Below are 20637 nucleotides of genomic sequence, written 5' to 3' on the forward strand. Positions count from 1 at the left end.
AGGGATGGAAGTGGAGCTCTCCCGATTTTTCATTGGGAAGCGGGAACGTACAGCCCGACCCGACCTTTTCGGAAGGGGCACGCCCAAATTATTTCATTTTATAAATTTCTGATCCGGCCAGCAAAAAACAACCTAATCCGTAATCTTCAAAATCAGGAATTTTATCATATGATAAAGGTTGTCCGTCTTTTGGTTCTTTTCCTGTTGATTGTAAGTAGCCTAAGAATCCATTTTCATGTAAACTTTCTTTGGTTATGGCATTCCATGCTTTTTGAATTACGGGTAAATAAGTTTCTTTTTTCAAAATGCCGCTGTTTATTCCGTAGGTAATTCCATAAACGAATAGTGCTGTTCCTGAAGTTTCTTTTTCTCCAAAATTCGTAGGATCGTGTAAACTTACATTCCAAAATCCGTCAGGTCTTTGAATTGGAACTAAAGCAGCAGCCATCGCTTTTAGATCTTTTACATATTGATCTCTGTGAGGAGCATTTTCCGGAATAATAGTCAATACTTTTGCCAAGGCAGCAATTACCCATCCATTACCACGGCTCCAGTAACAATTTTTGCCATTAGGTTCTTTGTATGGAGGATCAAAATCAGCATCACGCCACCATAAACCATCTTTTGGATTAAAAAGTCCGTGATCACCATGTTTATTTCTCGAATACATATACATTTGGTACATTTTTTCGAAATAACGATTGTCTTTCTCTAAAACTCCCAATTTAGCAAAAACCGGCATTCCCATCTGAATTGCGTCAATCCATGACCAATCATCCAGTTGTGGAGTATTCAGTAGCATGTTTATATTTGCTTTGGTATTTTTCAGTTTTTTAGAATCGGGTTCTAAATTGTACAGATCAATGTACGTTTGAGCTGCACAATAATTATCGGCATTGCGAGTAGTATTGCTACTATTGAAACCCCATTTATGAAATTCTGACCATGAGTAGGCATAATCATAATAAGTATCTTTTGGAAAAATTCCATATAAAGCCATTAATCCTTCATAATAAACACCGCGGGTCCAGATATTACTTGGACGTTCTTTAGTTGTAATTATTGTTTTGCCGGTATCAGGCCATTTTTGCATAAAATAATCATTGGCAAGTATCATTTGTTTTAGTACCAATTTTTTATCAAATGGTTGTTGTGCCTCTGCTGAGCCTGTATATAAAAAGCATATCGTGAAAAATAAAAGGATTTTTTTCATCTTTAATATTCGTTATTTTTTAATAATTTAATTTTGTTGTTTTTGTGGTGTAATGCTAACAGGACCTAATAATCCTGAAGGCATAGGATTCCATTTCGTTGCATCGAATTTTTTATAATCTTTATCAACCATATTTATTTCATAAAAAATCTTCCATTCTTCACCTTTTAATTCTTTATCTCGAATTCGGTTTGCAGAAAGGTTTGTTACCTGTATTTTTAAAGTATTCTTTCCTGATTTTAATTTTCCAATATTCAATTGATATGGAACAGACCAGGCAGTACCAATGAATTCATCATTTACCCATACTTTTGCACTTTCGCGGACGTCTCCTAAATTTAAACTCCAATCTTCTATTTTATTATTTGGATTATCAAATTGCAGCGTATAGGTTCCACTACCGGAAAAAGCTTCGGCTTCCGGACCTAATTTTGTCCAGGATTCCAAATTGGAAATTGTAGCTGTTGGAGGTAATGCTGGTCCGCCTTTGTCAAAATTTATTTTCCAGTTTCCTTTTAGGGCAATTGCATTACCGGCAGGTTCAAAATAATTCCATTTTTTTTGCGAAGCATTATTTTCTGTCTTTAAGAAGTAAGATTGTCCTGGTTCTATTTTTATTTTAACATAAGTAATATTTACTGATTTCTTCACTATTGCATTGCCAAAGTCTTTAGTCAAAGGATCAAATATTACAACTTCTTTATTGCCAATTTGTAACGGAATAAATTCATCTATTGTTTTTGGGGTATGATTTACTAAAAAGTATATTTTTTCATCATCGATAGCTCTTCTGGTATATTTAAGTCCTGTATTTACAAGAGTTTCAGGATTTATTTGAGCATTTTCTAAAGTTTTAAAAATATCTGCAGCAGGTTTTATCAATTCACTATTTGCAGCTAAAATCGCTTTAAGTTCTTTTTCCTGTTCTTTATAATTGTTGAAACCAGGAACAGATTCAGGTAATCCTTCAAAAATAATAGAAGCCCCGGCTTTTTGTAATTCAATTAGTTTTTTTAGAGTTGCAAGCGGCATTTTTTTGCAGGAAGGAACTATTAATGATTTAAAAGTACCACCAGGTAAACTAATTTTTCCGTTTACAACTTTTGCTTCAGCTATAAAATTATCAGATATAAAATCTACACCATATCCTTTTTTTATTAAACTTTTTGTAGTGTCATAAAAAGAGGTTTCATGCAGCCACTCTGATAATGAATGTATTTTGAATTGAAAAAATAAAGTACCTTTTTGGTATTTATCCCAAGCATCAAAAATAGGCCAGTAAAGTAAAATTTCATTATCTGCTTTTCCTTGTTGGAGTAATGATTGACAGTTTGAAATATAAGAAAACAGGGCAGGTGCATCTTCCCAGATACTGTTATTGGCGTTAAAATTTACTGAGGCATAAAACTGCCATCCCGGCCACACGGCTCTTTCCGGGGAATAAGTTGAACCGTGAAGAAAAATATGATTGACTCCATTTAGCATTAAATCCTCAGCTTCCGGTTTGCATTGTGATAAAGCCGTTTTAAAATGTTCACGCAACCAGGTAAAAGTTTCTGAGGAAACCAGTTTTTTACCAGAAATATGAGCAGCAGATGATGAAAATTTAAGCATCACAGGATCGGCATCGCCTTCGCGAATGTCTTCTTTTTCACGTCTGAAACCAGGAATATCAAATGGCATAGAACCGAAAGTTTCACATTCAGGAATATCGGCAGAAGCATATAAATCAATCAGATTTCCAGGAGATCCGTGTGCCTGAAGTTTTGTTTTAAAGTTTTTTGTATGTGCCCATTCTGTCCATGGCTTATCAAATTTATTTAGTAATAAATCGGCTATGGTTTGTCTGTAATCACTTCTTATCCGGTTACTTTCTTCGGTATCTTTTTCATTGAGCAACAGAGGAAGTTCTTTTTTTAAATCATAACCTCTCAGTTTTTTAAATTCTTCGAAAAAGTCAGGGGTAAAATCGGTTCCGTAAACTTCATAACTGTCATTAAAAATGGCCCTTATTTTTCCTTCACGCCCTTTAAAAGCATTATTAAAAGGAACTACGTAAGCGTTTAATGCTTCTTCTGAATAATGATCTAAAGTATACCCTTTACCACCTGGCGCAGCTCTTTTTACCTGTTGTCCGGTTTTACCACTAAAAACAGCATATATGGTATAGTCTGTTTTTTTTGCCTTCCATTTTAATTTATTTGGTTCTAATGTGTTTGGTAATGTGACAGGAGTTCCCTCAATACCTTTATCATTCAACTTTGAATTTTTGTTTTTTAATTGATCTGTGAGGTTTACATAACTGCCATCGCTTCCATACGCCACTACATATAAAAGCTCTGCGGGTATCTTTTCCTTAGTATCTTCCAGTTTAATAGATTTATCTATTGTTTCATTCTTTTTTAGCTGATATTTTTCCACAATCAATTTTGTTGCTGCATGAGGTAAGGTAACATGAGAACCTCCGTATGGCCAGCCTGTTCCCAAAACCATATCTACCTGCATATGAAGACTGTCTGCAGTATGTATTGTGTAATCCAGCATTTCCATCCATTTTGGAGACAGGTAATCGATAAAATTGTTTTCTTCTCCCTTTACTCCATATATCGGAGTAATTTCGACGCCTCCAATTCCGGCTTTATGAAAATCTACAAGACTCTTTTTTAAATTAGGTTTATCCACAGCACTACCCATCCACCACCAACGGGCCCAAGGCTGATTTATATTGCTGGATTTTGGCCATGGCGACATGTGTGTTTCCTGAGAGAAAATATTCAATGTAACTAAAATCAAAAAAAGTAAAGAAAGTTTTGCTTTGGTAAATTTCATTATGATTATTGTATTCAATGGTTGATACGGTTCAGTCTGTTTTATGTTAAATGAAAACCTGAATAATTTTTAAAAAATGTTAAAAGTAAATATAATCCGGTTTTGCGAAATTGCTATCCTGTTCCGTCCTGTTGCCTATTATTTTTAATAATTTGATCAATAAATAGTAAAGAATATTTTTTTTGAATTATTAGTTTTTTGTCAAAATAAATAGAAATGCCTGAAAAAATAATTAATAAAAAATTTTAAAATGACATCTCTTTAAATGAAGATCTGTTGGGTATTGTTAATCAGTAAGTTGTCTTTTCCTGTTAATTAAAAATCAAATGTAAAATATAATATACTGAGAATTAACAGGATACTACAGGATGCTGTGGAGACCTCTTCTAAATAAATTTGAGTAAACTAATTTATTAACGAAATTTAACTTTTTATGAAAAAGAAAATTAATCTTCTGCTCGCTATAGCCATGTTTGTATTATTGCAGGCATCAGGTTATTCGCAGAACAAACAGGTTACGGGGGCAGTTACTGATCCGGCCAAACTCTCTATACCTGGAGTAAACGTATTAGTAAAAGGGACAAATCGAGGAACCAGTACAGATTTTGATGGTCAATATAAAATATCAGCTTCTCCGGGAGAAACTTTAGTTTTTTCTTTTGTAGGATTTGTTTCAAAAGAGGTAAAAATAGGAGCTTCCAATAGTTATAATGTTTCTTTGGAGAATGAAAGCTCCAACTTAAATGAGGTTGTAGTTATTGGTTATGGTACACAAAAGAAAAAATTAACTTCAGGTGCCATTTCTGGTATTAAAACAGAAAATTTTACAGAGAGACCTATTTCAAGAGTTGATCAGGGTATGATTGGTCAGATTGCCGGGGTTCGTGTAAAACAAACTACCGGATTACCAGGTCAGCCTTTTAGTATTGAAATTAGAGGTGCTGGTTCTATTACTGCCGGAAATGAGCCTTTGTATGTGGTAGATGGTTTTCCTATTTCTACAGAAGGAACAAATGTTAATGGAGGGTTTTCAAATGGAAGTCCTTTAGATAATATGAACCCAAACGATATTGCTTCTATTGAGGTATTGAAAGATGCAGCAGCAGCATCTATTTATGGTTCAAGAGCTGCAAATGGTGTTGTTTTGATTACTACCAAAAAAGGAAAAAAAGGAAAAGCAAAATTTACTTTTAATACTTATGGAGGTATAAATAAAGAAGCTAACCGAGTGGATATGTTATCGGCTGAAGGATGGATTAAAAGAGCAAAAACGATGATCGATACGCAATGGGTAGGTTCTGGTATAGCAGGTGCTTCTGCAAGTCAGACAAATGCTGAGCGTATTGCTGCTTATAATTCAATAAATCCAACGGCTCCTCTTAATACAACTAATAACAGGTATTACACCTATTTGTATGATGAAAGATGGGATATTCCCGGGCATCCCGGATTAGATTATATTGACTGGCAGGATAAAGTTTTCCGCACGGGAGAGTTTAGCAATTATCAATTGTCAGCTTCCGGAGCAACTGATGTAGTTAATTACTATGTTTCTGCTAATTATCAAAAAAATACAGGATATATTGTGGGTACAGATTATACTTTATTTTCTGCAAGAGCAAATATTGATTTTAAATTATCTGATAGTTTTAAAATCGGGATTAATTTTGCTCCGTCATATTCTGAAAAAAACGATCCCGGAGTTGAAGGAAAAGACAATACCTTATTTAAAGCCCTTACGGCAACTCCTGTTTTTGAAAGCGCTGTTAATGCTGCAGGTGAAAAATATACAACAAGATATGCATGGGGCAGCAGTACGACTAATATGCTTAATGCTTTGGCCAGGACGGGTAAAAATTCGATGTACAGAAATTTAGTTTCTACTTATGCTGATTATAAATTTGCAAATGCCTTTACATTAAAAAGTACAATTAACTTTGATAATTCTGATAATACATTTGAAAGCTATACACCAAATGATGTTCAGGCAAGTATAAGAGGGGTGTATAATACGTACAGAAGATTAAATATTGTAAATGAGAACACTTTAACTTATAATAAATCTGTAGGTAATCATAATTTTAATGTTCTTTTGGGAGAATCATTCAGCTCTTATAAAATTACGAAATCAAGTCTTTCTTCCGGAGGGCTTTATAATAATTCAACTACTGAAACACTTCCAACAGGCTCATTAGGCTCTACTAATGCAGAAAAAAATACGTTACTGTCTTATTTTAGCAGATTACAATATGATTTTAAAGAAAGATATCTTTTTTCTGCCAGTATTAGAAGTGATGGTTCTTCTAAATTTGGAAGTGAAAAAAGATGGGGAACATTTTATTCTCTATCATTGGGTTGGAGAGTTAAGCAAGAGTCGTTTTTACAAAATGTGGACTGGCTGAACGAATTTAAATTAAGAGCAAGTACAGGAACTAATGGCAGTAATAATATAGGTAGTTATTCATCTTATTCGACATTAGCATCATATAATTATTCAATTGGTGGAGCTGTAGGAATTGGACAAGGTGTGAGTTCTATAGCAAATCCTTCATTACACTGGGAAGAATCTAAAAGTATTGACTTCGGATTGGATCTTTCAATTCTAAAGAACAGAATTTCTGCAACATTCGATGTATATAGAAAAACTAATAGTGATTTATTGCTTAGGCTTCCAGTTCCTGCTGCATCAGGATTTACAAGTTATCTTACTAATGTGGGAGCGGTCCAAAATCAAGGATGGGAGTTTGAATTAAATACATTAAACTTTAAAACTGATAATTTTGAATGGAGAACATCTGCTAATATAAGTCATAATGAAAACAAAGTGACAGCATTAGGACCGGATCAGACTAAAATTGAAATTAATAATGATTTTGCAGCAGGAGTACCGTTTATAAAATTAGAAGTAGGAAAACCGATGTACATGATTTTTGGTTTGCAGCAAAATGGTGTCATAACTCAGGCTGATCTTGATGCAGCAGCTGCTACCACTCCTAATGCTACTACTATTGGCGGCAACAAATTAGTTTTGGGAGATCCAAGATATATTGATCAGAATGGTGATGGAAAAATTAATACAGAAGATCGTGTTGATTTAGGAAATCCAACTCCAAAATATACCTGGGGTATAACAAATACATTTAAATACAAAGATTTGGATTTAAGTGTGTTGGTGCAGGGTCAAAATGGAGGAACAGTTTATGGATTAACAGGCAGAGCCATTAATCGTACCGGAATGGGGTCAGTTGAAAATGCATTAAATGTAGATCCTGCTGTTAGAGGAAACTGGAAAACTTCTTTTGGATATCAGGCAAATTCTGATTGGATGTATAAGTCGGATTATGTTAGTATCAGAAGTATTTCTATTGGATATAATTTAAGAGAGGCTGTTAAAAGTATAAAAAGAATTGATAATATGAGGCTTTATATAACAGGTGAAAACTGGTTTTACTGGAATAAATACAAAGGAGGTTTTAATCCTGAGGCGGTAAATACCTCCGGAAGTTCAAATAATGATTTTGCTGTTCCTGTAGATTACGGAGGAGCTCCTTTAGCAAAATCAATCGTTTTAGGTCTTAACGTTAATTTTAATTAAAATGAAAAAATATATTTATTTACTGGCAGCAAATCTGCTTTTGCTAGGGACAGTTTCCTGTACGGATGAACTTACGCAAGTCCCGTTATCACAAGGTACTGAAGAAAATTTTTATGCTACGCCAGGAGATTTTGTTCAGGCAAGAAACGCAGTATATTCGGTTGCATTTCATGGAACAGGTACTTATGGTTATGCAAATCGAGTGTTGAATTTAAGCGAAACCAGATCAGATAATTTATTAGCATTAACAACAGCTTCCAGGGATTGGGAAGGAATTAATAGTTTTTATACTTCTATCAGCTCTAATGCCTATGTAAAAGAAGCTTATGTGAGTAATTTTAATGCAATCTATAAAGCGAACCAATTATTAGAAAAAATTGCTGAAAAAGGAGATGCTATTTTTACAAATCCGGCAGATAAGGCATCAATGGCCGCTGAAGCACGATTTTTAAGAGCATTTTGTTATTTTGATTTAATCAGATGGTTTGGAAGAGTTCCGTTAATAGACAGAACAATGACAGCACAGGAAGCGTCTAAAATTGGAAGAAGTCCGGTTGTGAATATATACAATCTGATTATTTCAGATTTAGAATTAGCAATTCCGGATCTTACAGCTTCAACTACTGATGCTGCCTATGTTGGTCGTGTTACTAAATATGGGGCAAAAGCTTTATTAGGTTTAGTATATATGACCCGTTCCAGTCCTACTTACGGTATTGATGGAGCTATGCTTGGTTTAAATGAATGGGATAAGGCATACCAACAATTAAATGATATTAAGTCGAGCGGTTTATTTGTGTTTGGTGCAGACTACGCAAACATATTTAAAATAGAAGGAACTGCAAATAAAGAAAATGTATTAACTATTCCATATACACAAAGTTTGGCAAGTTCTATTGGTGGAAATTTTATGGTTGAAGTTGGTTATGAACCATATTTTGCATCAGTAGGTATAACAACACAACAAGGTTCTTTGGAAGGCAGACCTATTTCAACAGGTTTTTTAAATATGTTTGCTGCAAATGACAATAGAAAAACGGCTGGTATTGCCACAAGTTATACGGTAGCTTCAGGTACTTACAAAGGAAGTTATACATTTCCGGTTTACAAAAAATACATTGATCCAACAAGATACGGAACCGGTGGACGTGAAGACTGGGGTGTAGATTTTATGGTAATCAGATATACGGATGTATTGATGATGATGGCTGAATGTACACTTCATGGCGGGGGAGGAACCCAAGCTGATGTTGATGGAATTGTAAATCAGGTAAGAACAAGAGCTGGTGTACCTGCAAATGCTTCTAATATTACATTGGATCAATTATTTGATGAGAGAAGAAAAGAATTCTTTTCAGAAGGTACAAGATGGTTTGATTTAATCAGGTCAGGTAATGCTATAACTATTATGAATGCCTGGAAAGCTGCGGAAGATACTGGTAATAAGATTAGAACAATTGATAAGAATTCATTGTTATATCCAATTCCGTTATCAGAAATTTTAGCAGTACCGGGTTTATATGATCAAAATCCTGGTTATGATTAATAATTAATTTTGATAATTAATAAAATTTTGCCCCCAATTTTTTTTTGTTTTTTTGAAGAAAACCGTCTTTGTGACGGTTTTTTTGTTTGTAAGGTATTTACGAGATTATTAAAGGTGTTATTTTTAATGTCATCGATTACAATTATATGAAAATAATAGTCTTTTTCTGTGAATTATGAATATAATATTTATATTTAATGTAATTATGTTGTCAATTTATTATTTATTTAAAATGTTTTTAACGTTTTATTTTTTATTATGAAAATAATAATACATTTGTGTAATCGATTGCATTATTGTTTGTTTTTAAATAATTAATCAATAGAAAATTTTTAAATGAAACAATCAGCCCCCGAACTGATTAGTATTTATCTCGTTTTTTGCTTTTTTTATAGTATGAGTCTGATAAGATTAAAAATTTCAAAAAAAATTAAATGACTATATGACCAATACTTTAACAAAATGAAAACTAATGAGATAATGTAGGTAGTACAGGATACTACAGGATACTGCGAAAGCAGTTTGTGAATAAATTTGAAATAACTAACTAATTAATTAACCAAAATTTAACTTTTTATGAAAAACAAATTCAGTCTTCTGCTGGCTATAGCGATGATTGCATTACTAAATGCATCCGTTTATGCACAGAGCAAAGTGATTAAAGGCGTCATTAAAGACGCTACAGGATTGCCAATACCAGGTGTTAATGTACTTATTAAGGGAACTCAAAAGGGAACCAGTTCTGATATGGATGGTAGTTATACTATCAATGTTTCTTCGGGAACAACCCTTGTTTTTAGCTTTATAGGTTACAAAACAGAAGAAAAAACTGTTAATGAAACAGGAGTTTATAATATTGTATTAAAAGAAGTTGATAATTCCCTTGAGGAAGTCGTAGTAGTAGGTTACGGTGTAAAAAAGAAAAAAGACCTTACCGGATCTATTGTAAGTATAGGTGCTGAAGAAATCGCTTCAAGGCCGGTACAAAATGCGATGCAGGCGATGCAGGGAAAAGCGGCCGGGGTAGATATTGGAACTAGTGAGCGTCCCGGCACATTAGGAAGTGTGACTATTCGTGGAGCCCGATCCATTTCGGCTTCCAATTCACCACTTTATATAGTAGATGGAATTCCTTTAAACTCAAGACTTACAACAGATTCTTCAACAGGGAAAATTAGTGTTGATCCAAATTCAGGAGGAATTGATTTTATAAATCCTAATGACATTGAGACAATTGATGTACTAAAAGATGCTTCTGCTACAGCAATTTATGGTTCCAGAGGTGCTAATGGGGTTGTAATTGTAACAACTAAAAAAGGTAAAAACGGAAAGTTTACCATAAATTATGATACTTCTGTCACTACAGAAACAATTCATGAAAATGCCCGAATGATGAGTTCTGCAGAGTATATCGAGTTTAGACGTTGGGGAAGATATTACTCTAATCCAACAGCTTTTCCTAAAGGAGATGCTCCAACTATTGCAAATGATAAAACTATTTTCTTAGCTTCTGCAGATCCATCTGCATGGGCAAATATTGAAAAAGGATGGGCATCAGGAACTTGGGATGGCTCAAAGGTAGGTTCTACTGATTGGACTAAGTTTGTAACCCGTACAGGAATTACGCAACAGCACACAGTAGGTGTTAGTGGTGGTACTGAAAAAATGAAAGCATATGGTTCTTTTGGATATTTAGACAATACCGGAACCCTAAAAGGACAAAGTTACAAACGTTACAATGGTACTGCTAATGTGGATATTACACCTACAAAATGGTTTTCTATGGGGGTAAATCTTAACACTAGTTATGGAATCAATGAATATGGGCAATCAAACGTAGGAAGGACTGCTGTTACAAGTTCCGGTGGAATATATGCTACAGCACGTACTAATCTGCCATATGCAGTTCCTTACGATAGCAATGGAGTACGTATTGATAATCCGGGAGGAGATTCTACGATTAGAACTCCGGTTGATGAAGACCAATATTCTCAGGATCAACGTATCACATTACGTGCTTTTGGTAGTATTAATGCTCAGTTAGATTTAGGGGCAATTTCATCGGTACTTAAAGGTTTGAAATTCCGCGTTAATTTTGGTCCGGATATTACATCTTACCGTGATGGTGTATTTTTGAATGGTAAATCTGCTATTCGTTCAGGAACAAGTTTTGCCTCTTTGAAAAAAGAACAAACGATTTCTTATACATTGGATAATTTAATTTTTTACAATAGAACTATAGGAAATCATGATTTTGGTGTGACCTTATTGCAAAGTCAAACAGAATATCATAACGAAGAAAGTTCTATGTCTGCCAATGATATAAAAAATGTGGCAAACAAATGGAATGCCTTAACTCCTTCGAATGTAACACTTGCCGGGTATTCTTCCGGTATAACAGATACCGGGTTGTATTCGTATATGGCCAGGATAAATTATGGTTATGCTGATAAATATTTACTTACGGCGTCAATCCGTGAGGATAAAGCTTCCCAGTTGGCTGAATCAAACAGATCGTCAGTTTTTCCAAGTGCTTCTTTGGCATGGCGTATTGATAAAGAGTCATTTTTGCAAAACTCATCGTGGCTTAATCAATTAAAATTGAGAGCAGGTTATGGAGTTACAGGAAATGCAGCGGTACCTGCTTATTCTACAACACCTCCGTTAGTAGGAGTAGTGTATCCAACAGGTTCCGGTGTAATTAATAACTCCTCTTTAGGTAATTTAGCTTTAGGTTGGGAACAAACAACACAGTTTAACTATGGTATTGATTTCGCGATGTTTAATAGCAGAATATCTGGTGCTTTAGAATATTATGAAAGTAAAACAACTGATTTATTACTAAAAAGAAGTGTACCTACAGTTATTGGAGTTAAAGATACGTATCAAAACGTGGGAGAAACAGAAGGGAATGGATTAGAACTTACATTGAATACTATTAATGTGAAAGGAAAAGATTTTGAATGGAGTTCCAGTTTTAGTGGTTCATACCAAAAAAGCCACATTGTTGCTTTACAAAACGGAAAATTTGATGATATCAACAACAACTTATTTATCGGACAATCACAAAATGTGATCTATGGTTTTGAGTCAAACGGAATTTGGAAACCTGAAGATGCCGTTGAAATGGCAAAATTTAATACAGCTGCAGGCTCTAATATTTTTTCATTTGGTAATGCAAGACCGGTTGATCAAAATGGTGATTATAAAATTGATGCCAATAACGATCGTGTGATAATAGGCAGTAAAGATCCAAAATATATAGTTGGATTAACGAACACTTTTAGTTATAAAAATCTGGAGTTATCGGTTTTTGTATATGGCCGTATGGGGTATCTTTATGACACAGGTGGAGAAAATGAAGGTGCAAAAGGAAGCCAGAGAGCAATTGACTATTATACAGATAATAATACTAATGCTGAATATCAAAAACCAATTTACTCAGCAGGTACCGGAGATTCCTATTACCCTATATTAGGGTATCGTAATGGTTCGTTCTTAAAAATAAGAAACATTTCCTTAGGATATAATTTTCCTGAAGACTTGACACAGAAAATTGGACTGTCTAAAATGAGATTATATCTTCAGGCAACTAATCCGGGTATGATTTTTTCTAAAGTGAAGTGGACAGATTTGGATACACAAACAACAGCTTCGAACAGAGGATTCACCATGGGCTTAAATGTTCAATTCTAATTAAATTTTTAATGTAAACTTATTATGAAAAATTATAAAAAACTATATATAAATTTGATACTGGGAGCTGCATTGGTTCTTAGTACTTCTTGTAACCAGGATTTCCTGGATGAGGAACTGACTACTGCTTATAGTAGTGAGTATTACAAAACTGAAGAAGGAATTCAGGCTTTGGCTGTTGGAACTTATTATCAGGTATTTGCTTTGGAAATGGATAGCGAAGTACCGCTTGCCTCTACAGAATCAGGAACTGATGAATTTCATGCCGGGGGAGATCCTTCAAACTGGATTTGGAATTCCTATTCTACAGGTTTTAAAGCTTTTGTAACAGTATCAAATGCCAACACAGTTGCTGCAAATACTAATTGGGACAATTTGTACATTGGAATTGGTAATGCAAATCAATTGATTGAGTCGGCTACAGCAATCGTTTCAACCAATGATGCTATCAAAAAAACAGCGTTGGGTGAGGGGTATTTTCTAAGAGCTTTTAACTATTTGAAACTTGTAAGCCAATACGGTGGCGTACCATTAAAATTGAAAACTAGTTCTACTGTAGAATTAGAATTTACAAAAGCGACTCCACAACAAGTTTTGGATCAGGTAATTGCCGATTTTACTCAAGCCTATACGTTATTGAGTAACGCAGGGGCTCCGGCTAAAATTACTAAAGACGCCGCTGCTCATTATTTGGCAAAGGCATATTTAACACGTGCCAGCGAAATTAATGACGGTTGGAACTCAGCTACAAAATCAACAGATTTACAGCAAGTAGTTACTTTATCTGACCAGGTTATTGCCAATCACCCATTGGCTTCTAACTATGTTGATTTATGGAACTACACTGTTACTGATGGAGCAAATGAAAAATTGCCGGAATTAATTTTATCTGCTCAATTTAATGCCAATCAATTGACTTCAGGAGGAAATAGACAGCACTTGTATTTTCTTTCTACTTACGATCAGTTAGCTCAGATGAAACGTAACCTTGCAGGAGGAAGACCTTTCAGTCGTTTGGCCCCAACTTATTTTACTTATGATGTATTTGATAAAGTTAAAGATTCTCGTTTTTGGAAAAGTTTTCAAACAAAAAGCATTGTTAATAATAAATCAGGAAGCTATTATGTAAATGGCGATTTAGGTATTATGTATATTGTCAATACTGCTGCAGATACTCGTTTTGCGAAAACTAAAAATACAGATGCTATTGTTTATTCAAAAACCGGAAAAACAATTCCAAGCGTGTATGTAGCGTATGCAGCAGATAATGTTGGTTTGATGGCAGATGTTAGATTCCCATCTTTGAGTAAATATATGGATGGTAACAGACTGGATTTATCAAGTATCAAAGGCTCTCGTGATGTAATTTTAGCCCGTTCGGCAGAAACTTATTTGATGGCGGCTGAAGCAAAAGTACGTTTAGCTAAAATAGGAGGAGCTTCCTTTAGTGATGCTTTGTCTTATATCAATACAGTTCGTACGCGTGCTAATTACAAAGCTGGAGAAGATCGTGCTGCCTATACAGATGGGTCTGCCGCATATACAACTACTGGGCAGGCGGGTATTCCTATTTCTTTTATTAAAGAGAATTCATATTACGAATCTAATAATATTGCAGTTTCAACAGCAGCAACAAACTTAACTATCTCCAGTATTAGTTCCTTGCCTGCAGAAGATGAAGCAGTCATTTCAAAGTTGGGATACGGTAGCGATTATGACCGAATGCTGTGTTTAATACTGAATGAACGCACGAGAGAACTTTGTGGAGAATTTCATCGTTGGGATGATTTAAGTCGAACCAAAACTTTAGTTGCCAGAGCAAAAGCTTATAATATTGAAGCTGCTGCAAATATTCAGGATTATCATACCTTACGTCCTATTCCACAGACTTTCTTAGACGCGGTATATTCAAATGGAAAACCATTGACACCTGCTGAAAAACAAGCAATGCAAAATCCTGGTTATTAATTTCCTTTTTACTCTGTAAAGCAGGGCACAACAGGATAGTTATCAATTAGTTAATAATTAAATTTAAATGTTTAATTTTTAGAATATTAGTTTACAATTTAAATCGTAATTTTTAAAATTAGATAGTTTTAGTTTAGTTTAAAAGGCAGTAATTGAAAAATTACTGCCTTTTTTTATATAATTAATCCAATAAACAGGGCAGCACAGGATACCTATATCGTTTTAGTCTGGTAATTTTAATATTCTGGTTTTAATTTTTAAGATTTATGATTTACATAAGAAATCTTTTTTTGGTTTTAATTGCTTTAAATGTACAATTATCTATACAGGCACAGGTTAAATTACCTGCTCTTGTAAGTGATAATATGGTTTTGCAGCAAAATGCAAAAGTTAATTTATGGGGATGGGCATCTCCAAACGAAAAAATTAGTATTCAATTAGGATGGCAGAATGCTCCGTTGGAAATTGTTGCCAATTCAGATGGAAAATGGAAAGTTATTGTAGATACTCCACAAGGAAGCGAAACAGCATATTCAATAAAAATTGATGCAACAAATAAAATTGTCCTCAACAATATCCTTATCGGAGAAGTCTGGATCTGTTCCGGGCAGTCTAATATGTTTTTTCCGGTGGGAAAAGAAGAAGGAACCTGGAAAACCGGAGTTAAAAACTATGAAGAAGAAATCGTAAATGCCAATTATCCAAATATTAGGTTATTTACTGTTTTAACAAATGCTTCCCCAAAACCTCTTGATGATGTTACAGGAAGCTGGACAGCATGTTCTCCTAACACTATTAAAACATTTTCGGCTGTTGCCTATTTTTTCGGCAGGGATTTATATCAGAAATTAAAAATTCCAATTGGGTTAATTTCGTCTTCATGGGGCGGTACAAAAGCCGAAGCATGGACTTCTCAGGCAGTTTTAGAAGGAACCCCGGACTTTTTACCCATTTTGGAAGAAGATGCAAAAAACGAAAAAATATATCAGGAAAAACTGGAAACCTATTATTTGAATTTGAAAAATGAAAGGTTGGCCAATAATAATGATTTGTCTAAAAGTCTGCTTAAAAAGCCTAAAAAAGAAGCCAATAAAACTTCATATGTACTTTACAATGCAATGTTGTATCCCTTGATAAATTACACAATGAAAGGCGTAATCTGGTACCAGGGAGAGAGTAATTCAGGTCAGGCATATTTGTACAGGACCTTATTTCCCGCCATGGTAAAAAATTGGAGGGACGATTGGAAACAAGGAGATTTCCCTTTCTATTATGTTCAGATTGCACCATACAAAGGGCAAACTCCGGAAATTAGAGAAGCGCAATTATTGTCATTAAAAAAGATAACAAACAGTGGGATGGTGGTTACTACAGATGTTGGGAATGCAAACAATATTCATCCCATAGACAAACAGACTGTAGGACATCGATTGGCATTAATCGCTTTTGCGAAAACCTATAATGAAGAAAAACTGATTTACTCAGGACCGATTTATAATCATATGAAAATTAAAAAAGAACGTATTCAGTTATTTTTTGATTATGCCGGTTCCGGATTCAGGAAAACAGGAGAAAATTTAAAAGAATTTGAAATTGCAGGCGAAGACAAGATCTTTTATCCAGCAGATGCTAAAATTGATGGAAAAACAATTGTTGTTTCTTCATCAAAAGTAAAAAATCCTGCAGCTGTACGTTTTGCGTGGAAAGCGGTACCGGAACCAAATTTATTTAATGCTGAAAATTTACCGGCTTCTCCTTTTAGAACAGACGATTGGATAAATGAAACTCTAATAAAATAATTGACCAATTGGTAAAATCTGCTTAAAAAATGTCAAAAATATACCTGAAATATCTTTTTCTAAACCTGACATCTCTATTGTTTTGTTTGACAATGTCAGCGCAAAAGGATATACAAAAAGATAAGAAACATATTGCAGATAAACCTTTGTATCGCGATCCTGTTTTTGACGGAGCTGCTGATCCAACTATTATTTGGAGCAATAAAGATAAAAAATGGCTGATGTTTTATACTAACCGAAGAGCTAATATTGGTGGTAATGGCGTGGGTTGGGTACATGGAACTCCTATTGGTATTGCTGAGTCATCAGATGGTGCTCATTGGAAATATAAAGCCAATTGCAATATTGATTATAAGCTGAAAGATGTTACCTACTGGGCTCCGGAAGTCATTAAATACAAAGGGAAATACCATATGTATTTAACGATTGTTCCAGGCATTTTTGAAGATTGGTACCATCCGAGATATATTGTGCATTTGACCAGTAAAAATTTAACTGACTGGAAATTTGAATCGCAATTGAAACTGGCTTCCGAGCGTTGTATTGATGCAGCTGTATTTCAATTGCCGGACGGAAATTGGCGTATGTATTACAATAATGAAAACGATGGAAAATCGATTTATTATGCCGACAGTAAAGACTTATATCATTGGATAGATAGTGGAAAAAGAGTCATAAAAGACAGAGGCGAAGGGCCGAAAATTTTTAACTGGAAAGGAAAAAACTGGATGATTACAGATCCCTGGAAAGGTTTGGCTGTTTTCTCTTCTGATGATTTTATAAATTGGAAACGACAGGAGAAAAACATTCTTCAAATTCCGGGAACAGGAGAAGACGACAACGTAATTGGCGGACATGCTGATGTTATTGTAAATGATGGTAAAGCCTATGTTTTTTATTTTACACATCCCGGGAGAACACCTGAGAATAAAGGAATAGATAGTTTTGAAACCAGAAGAAGTTCGATACAAGTTGCAGAATTAGAATATATTAATGACGAGATTACCTGTAACCGTGATCAGCCGGTTCAAATTAATTTAAAGCATTAATATGTTGCGATTTTTTAGAAAATTAAAATGAATAGAAGAAAATTCATAATTGGAAATTCCCTTGCTCTGATTGGGCTGTGTCTCCCGTTTCCAGTCAGAAGCAGCAGTTTTATATATGATCCAAAGCTATCTGATTTCGAAAAGAAACTCAGGCCGGTTGGTCGTGCACTTGAATTTGAAGATTATTATGTTTGGTGTAATAGCCCAATTGAAGGACCTGACGGTAAAATTCATGTATTTTTTTCCCGATGGAAAAAATCTAAATCAATGAGCGGCTGGATTAACGGTTCAGAAATCGCTCATGCTGTTGCAGATAATCCCGAAGGCCCATACACTTATATAAGCACTATTTTGGCGCCTCGCGGTGAAGTTTTCTGGGATGCAACCACTTGTCATAATCCAAGTATTCATTTTGTAGATGGAAAATACGCGCTCTTTTTTATGGGAAATTCTAACGGAAAAATGAACACAAAACGTATAGGATTAGCCACTTCAGATTCTCTTTACGGACCTTGGAAAAGACCCGATGAGCCTTTATTGCTTCCTGGAAATGAAGGCTCCTGGGATGATTTTTTAACGACAAATCCTTCTTTTTTAAAACACCCAAACGGAGAATACTGGCTGTATTATAAATCATTGGATACCGAAAATTATGTTCATCCAAAATTTCCAATCAAAGGGAATAGAAAATATGGATTAGCCGTTGCTAAATCTCTTGAGGGACCTTATAAAAAACTTGAAGAAAATCCGGTAGTTGATTTTTCTAAATTGGGCGATAATAAACAATGTGAGGATGCTTTTGTCTGGTATGAAAATAATAAATTTAAAATGCTGGCAAGGGATCTCGGAGTTTTTGGACAGGACAATGGTCTTTATATGGATTCGGATGACGGGATTCACTGGAGTGATCCTTTGATATCGTATCAGCCTTTGAATAAATATATTAATCAGCCTGCAGCTCCTAAACATCTTAATCGTTATGGACGCGCGGAACGGCCGCAGTTATTATTTCAAAACGGAAAGGCAACTTATATGTTTACAGCTTCACAAGGAGGAAAATTTGAAACAGCTTCTTCGTTTATTTTTAAAATAGTATAAAAAGATTTTTATTTATAAAGACAGGAATTAATTAAAATATAGAAAAATGCAAAATACAATCAGGAATGCTTTTAAGATGAAATTAAAGCCGGGTTTTGAAGCTGAATATAAAAAACGACATGATGAAATTTGGCCTGAATTACAATCATTGCTTTCAGAAACAGGGATTCAGGATTATAGCATTTTTTTAGATGAAGAAACGTCAATCCTTTTTGCTGTTCAAAAAATAAATGCTGATTTTGACATGAATTTTTTACCGAATCATCCAATTGTAAAAAAATGGTGGGCATACATGGCTGATATTATGGAAACAAATCCTGATAATTCGCCGGTTGCCATTGCATTAAAAGAAGTTTTTTATTTAGAGTAAATAAACAGATTGGTTTTATTAAATTAATATTCATTACAAAATTACCGACTCTAAAAATGACTAAAAATATTGTTTTTGAATAAAAATATATTCCGATACCTTTAGATAAAAAACACAATTAAATATTACGAAGAATGAAGAATAAATTTAAATTATATCTGTCAATAGCTTTTATATCAATGCTTTTTGCAGGTTGTAAAGTGGAACAAAAATTGCAAACAGTAAAAATTGTTTTAACTAATGATTCTGATTTAGAATTATCAGATAAAGCAATTTCCATAAAAAGGAGTTTACTCAAAAGCAGTATCGAAAATTCTTTCCCAATCATTTTACACAATTCAGATACAATTCCGGCTCAGGTAAATGACCTGGATGGTGACGGAAAATGGGATGAGTTATTTTTTGTTGCCAATTTTTCTGCAAAAGAAAAGAAAACAGTGGAACTTAAATGGTCAAATACCGATCCTAAATTTACTGTAAAAACCAGTGTAAGATTTGGGAAAAGAGAAGCTAAAGATTTGCCTGTACAACCCGCAACCGAAGAAGTTTTAATGGCAGATCAGGTTCATAAAAAACTTGGTTTTCAAAAATATCAAACCGATGGACCAACCTGGGAAAATGATAAAGTTGGTTTCAGGCATTATCTGGACGGAAGAAATTCTAAAGATGTTTTTGGCAAAAAAACTTCTGGAATTACACCGGAAAATGTTGGTATTAACAGCAAAGGAGCTGTAGAAGACAATTACCATCAAATGTACGATTGGGGCAGGGATATTTTTCCTGTTGGAAATTCAGCAGGATTAGGCGGTTACGGATTACTTGTCGGAAATGAAATCAACAGACTCGGAATTATCGCAAGTGATACCTTGAATAATATAGAGAAAACAACTTTTAAAATTGTGAGTGAAGGTCCTGTAAATTCTGTTTTAAGTTATAATTATAAAAATTGGGAAGCCTCAGGAAATAAATACCAGGTGCAGGAAACCACTTCAATCTGGCCGGGAATGTATGGATATAAAAATACTGTTTCATTAAAAGGTCTTAAAGGTAATGAAATGCTGGTTGTTGCACTTTCTAATATTAATAACCAGAATCCGTTACAGGTAATTGATGCAGGAGATTATGTTTGTTTTATTCAGCATGATAAGCTAACCTACGAACGTCAATGGATATTGGGAACAGCTATAATTATCCCAAAAGATATTTATAAAGGATATATCGAAGCACCAAAGACGGGTAAACTAACCAATTCTTATTTAATAAAATTAAACGTAAAAAACAATCAGCCAATTAGTTATTACCCGATAGCAGGTTGGGAATTGAGTGCTGATAAAAATTTTAAAGATGCAGTTTATTTCAGCAATTATGTAACCACTTTAGCTAAACAGCTTTCGGTCAAAATAGATGTTGAAATAAGTAAATAAATTAAGCCATCGCCTATAATTATTTTCTACACACTTCGACTTCGCTCAGT

11 protein-coding genes are annotated in these 20637 nt (G+C 34.3%); 9 read left to right on the forward strand and 2 right to left on the reverse strand.

Translation table 11 applies throughout. From position 1 onward, the window contains the following. Window positions 1-88: 88 nt before the first annotated feature. Entirely contained in the window at window positions 89-1213 is a 1125-nt protein-coding gene (locus PMI10_RS18570) for a glycoside hydrolase family 88/105 protein (protein WP_007810763.1), read from the reverse strand. A 27-nt stretch (window positions 1214-1240) separates the two neighbouring features. Further along, entirely contained in the window at window positions 1241-4042 is a 2802-nt protein-coding gene (locus tag PMI10_RS18575; RefSeq protein ID WP_007810764.1) for a glycosyl hydrolase, read from the reverse strand. Between the two features lie 433 nt (window positions 4043-4475). Between PMI10_RS18575 and PMI10_RS18580 the strand changes: the two genes are divergently transcribed. The 9 genes from PMI10_RS18580 (at window position 4476) to PMI10_RS18620 (ending at window position 20587) form a co-directional block, all read left to right on the forward strand. After that, window positions 4476-7637, forward strand: coding sequence for a SusC/RagA family TonB-linked outer membrane protein (locus PMI10_RS18580; RefSeq protein WP_007810765.1), 3162 nt, complete (start codon window positions 4476-4478; stop codon window positions 7635-7637). A 1-nt stretch (window position 7638) separates the two neighbouring features. Continuing rightward, window positions 7639-9183: a RagB/SusD family nutrient uptake outer membrane protein gene (locus tag PMI10_RS18585; protein ID WP_007810766.1), complete on the forward strand. Its 1545-nt coding sequence runs from the start codon at window positions 7639-7641 to the stop codon at window positions 9181-9183. A gap of 576 nt (window positions 9184-9759) precedes the next feature. Next, window positions 9760-12879 (forward strand): SusC/RagA family TonB-linked outer membrane protein, encoded by a 3120-nt coding sequence (locus PMI10_RS18590; RefSeq protein WP_007810767.1) that lies wholly within the window; start codon window positions 9760-9762, stop codon window positions 12877-12879. Window positions 12880-12903: 24 nt separating this feature from the next. Continuing rightward, window positions 12904-14847 carry a RagB/SusD family nutrient uptake outer membrane protein gene (locus tag PMI10_RS18595; protein WP_007810768.1) on the forward strand — a complete coding sequence of 648 codons (1944 nt, stop codon included), beginning with the start codon at window positions 12904-12906 and terminating at the stop codon, window positions 14845-14847. 266 nt (window positions 14848-15113) lie between these two features. After that, window positions 15114-16646 carry a sialate O-acetylesterase gene (locus tag PMI10_RS18600; protein ID WP_007810769.1) on the forward strand — a complete coding sequence of 511 codons (1533 nt, stop codon included), beginning with the start codon at window positions 15114-15116 and terminating at the stop codon, window positions 16644-16646. Window positions 16647-16675: 29 nt separating this feature from the next. After that, window positions 16676-17695, forward strand: coding sequence for a family 43 glycosylhydrolase (locus tag PMI10_RS18605; RefSeq protein ID WP_007810770.1), 1020 nt, complete (start codon window positions 16676-16678; stop codon window positions 17693-17695). A gap of 27 nt (window positions 17696-17722) precedes the next feature. Next, the gene (locus PMI10_RS18610) at window positions 17723-18793 is read left to right on the forward strand and encodes a glycoside hydrolase family protein (RefSeq protein WP_007810771.1); all 1071 of its coding nucleotides are present in this window, start codon (window positions 17723-17725) and stop codon (window positions 18791-18793) included. 46 nt (window positions 18794-18839) lie between these two features. Continuing rightward, the gene (gene rhaM / locus PMI10_RS18615; RefSeq protein ID WP_007810772.1) at window positions 18840-19163 is read left to right on the forward strand and encodes an L-rhamnose mutarotase; all 324 of its coding nucleotides are present in this window, start codon (window positions 18840-18842) and stop codon (window positions 19161-19163) included. 134 nt (window positions 19164-19297) lie between these two features. After that, window positions 19298-20587, forward strand: coding sequence for a DUF4861 family protein (locus PMI10_RS18620; protein ID WP_007810773.1), 1290 nt, complete (start codon window positions 19298-19300; stop codon window positions 20585-20587). Window positions 20588-20637: the final 50 nt, after the last annotated feature.

This window comes from Flavobacterium sp. CF136 (genome assembly GCF_000282055.1).
In the GTDB taxonomy this organism is placed as follows: domain Bacteria; phylum Bacteroidota; class Bacteroidia; order Flavobacteriales; family Flavobacteriaceae; genus Flavobacterium.

Coding starts and splice junctions, on each gene's coding strand:
- PMI10_RS18590 (WP_007810767.1), top strand. CDS start 9,760: ATGAAAAACAAATTCAGTCTTCTGCTGGCTATAGCGATGATTGCATTA.
- PMI10_RS18605 (WP_007810770.1), top strand. CDS start 16,676: ATGTCAAAAATATACCTGAAATATCTTTTTCTAAACCTGACATCTCTA.
- PMI10_RS18610 (WP_007810771.1), top strand. CDS start 17,723: ATGAATAGAAGAAAATTCATAATTGGAAATTCCCTTGCTCTGATTGGG.
- PMI10_RS18620 (WP_007810773.1), top strand. CDS start 19,298: ATGAAGAATAAATTTAAATTATATCTGTCAATAGCTTTTATATCAATG.
- rhaM (WP_007810772.1), top strand. CDS start 18,840: ATGCAAAATACAATCAGGAATGCTTTTAAGATGAAATTAAAGCCGGGT.
- PMI10_RS18595 (WP_007810768.1), top strand. CDS start 12,904: ATGAAAAATTATAAAAAACTATATATAAATTTGATACTGGGAGCTGCA.
- PMI10_RS18580 (WP_007810765.1), top strand. CDS start 4,476: ATGAAAAAGAAAATTAATCTTCTGCTCGCTATAGCCATGTTTGTATTA.
- PMI10_RS18600 (WP_007810769.1), top strand. CDS start 15,114: ATGATTTACATAAGAAATCTTTTTTTGGTTTTAATTGCTTTAAATGTA.
- PMI10_RS18575 (WP_007810764.1), bottom strand. CDS start 4,042: ATGAAATTTACCAAAGCAAAACTTTCTTTACTTTTTTTGATTTTAGTT.
- PMI10_RS18570 (WP_007810763.1), bottom strand. CDS start 1,213: ATGAAAAAAATCCTTTTATTTTTCACGATATGCTTTTTATATACAGGC.
- PMI10_RS18585 (WP_007810766.1), top strand. CDS start 7,639: ATGAAAAAATATATTTATTTACTGGCAGCAAATCTGCTTTTGCTAGGG.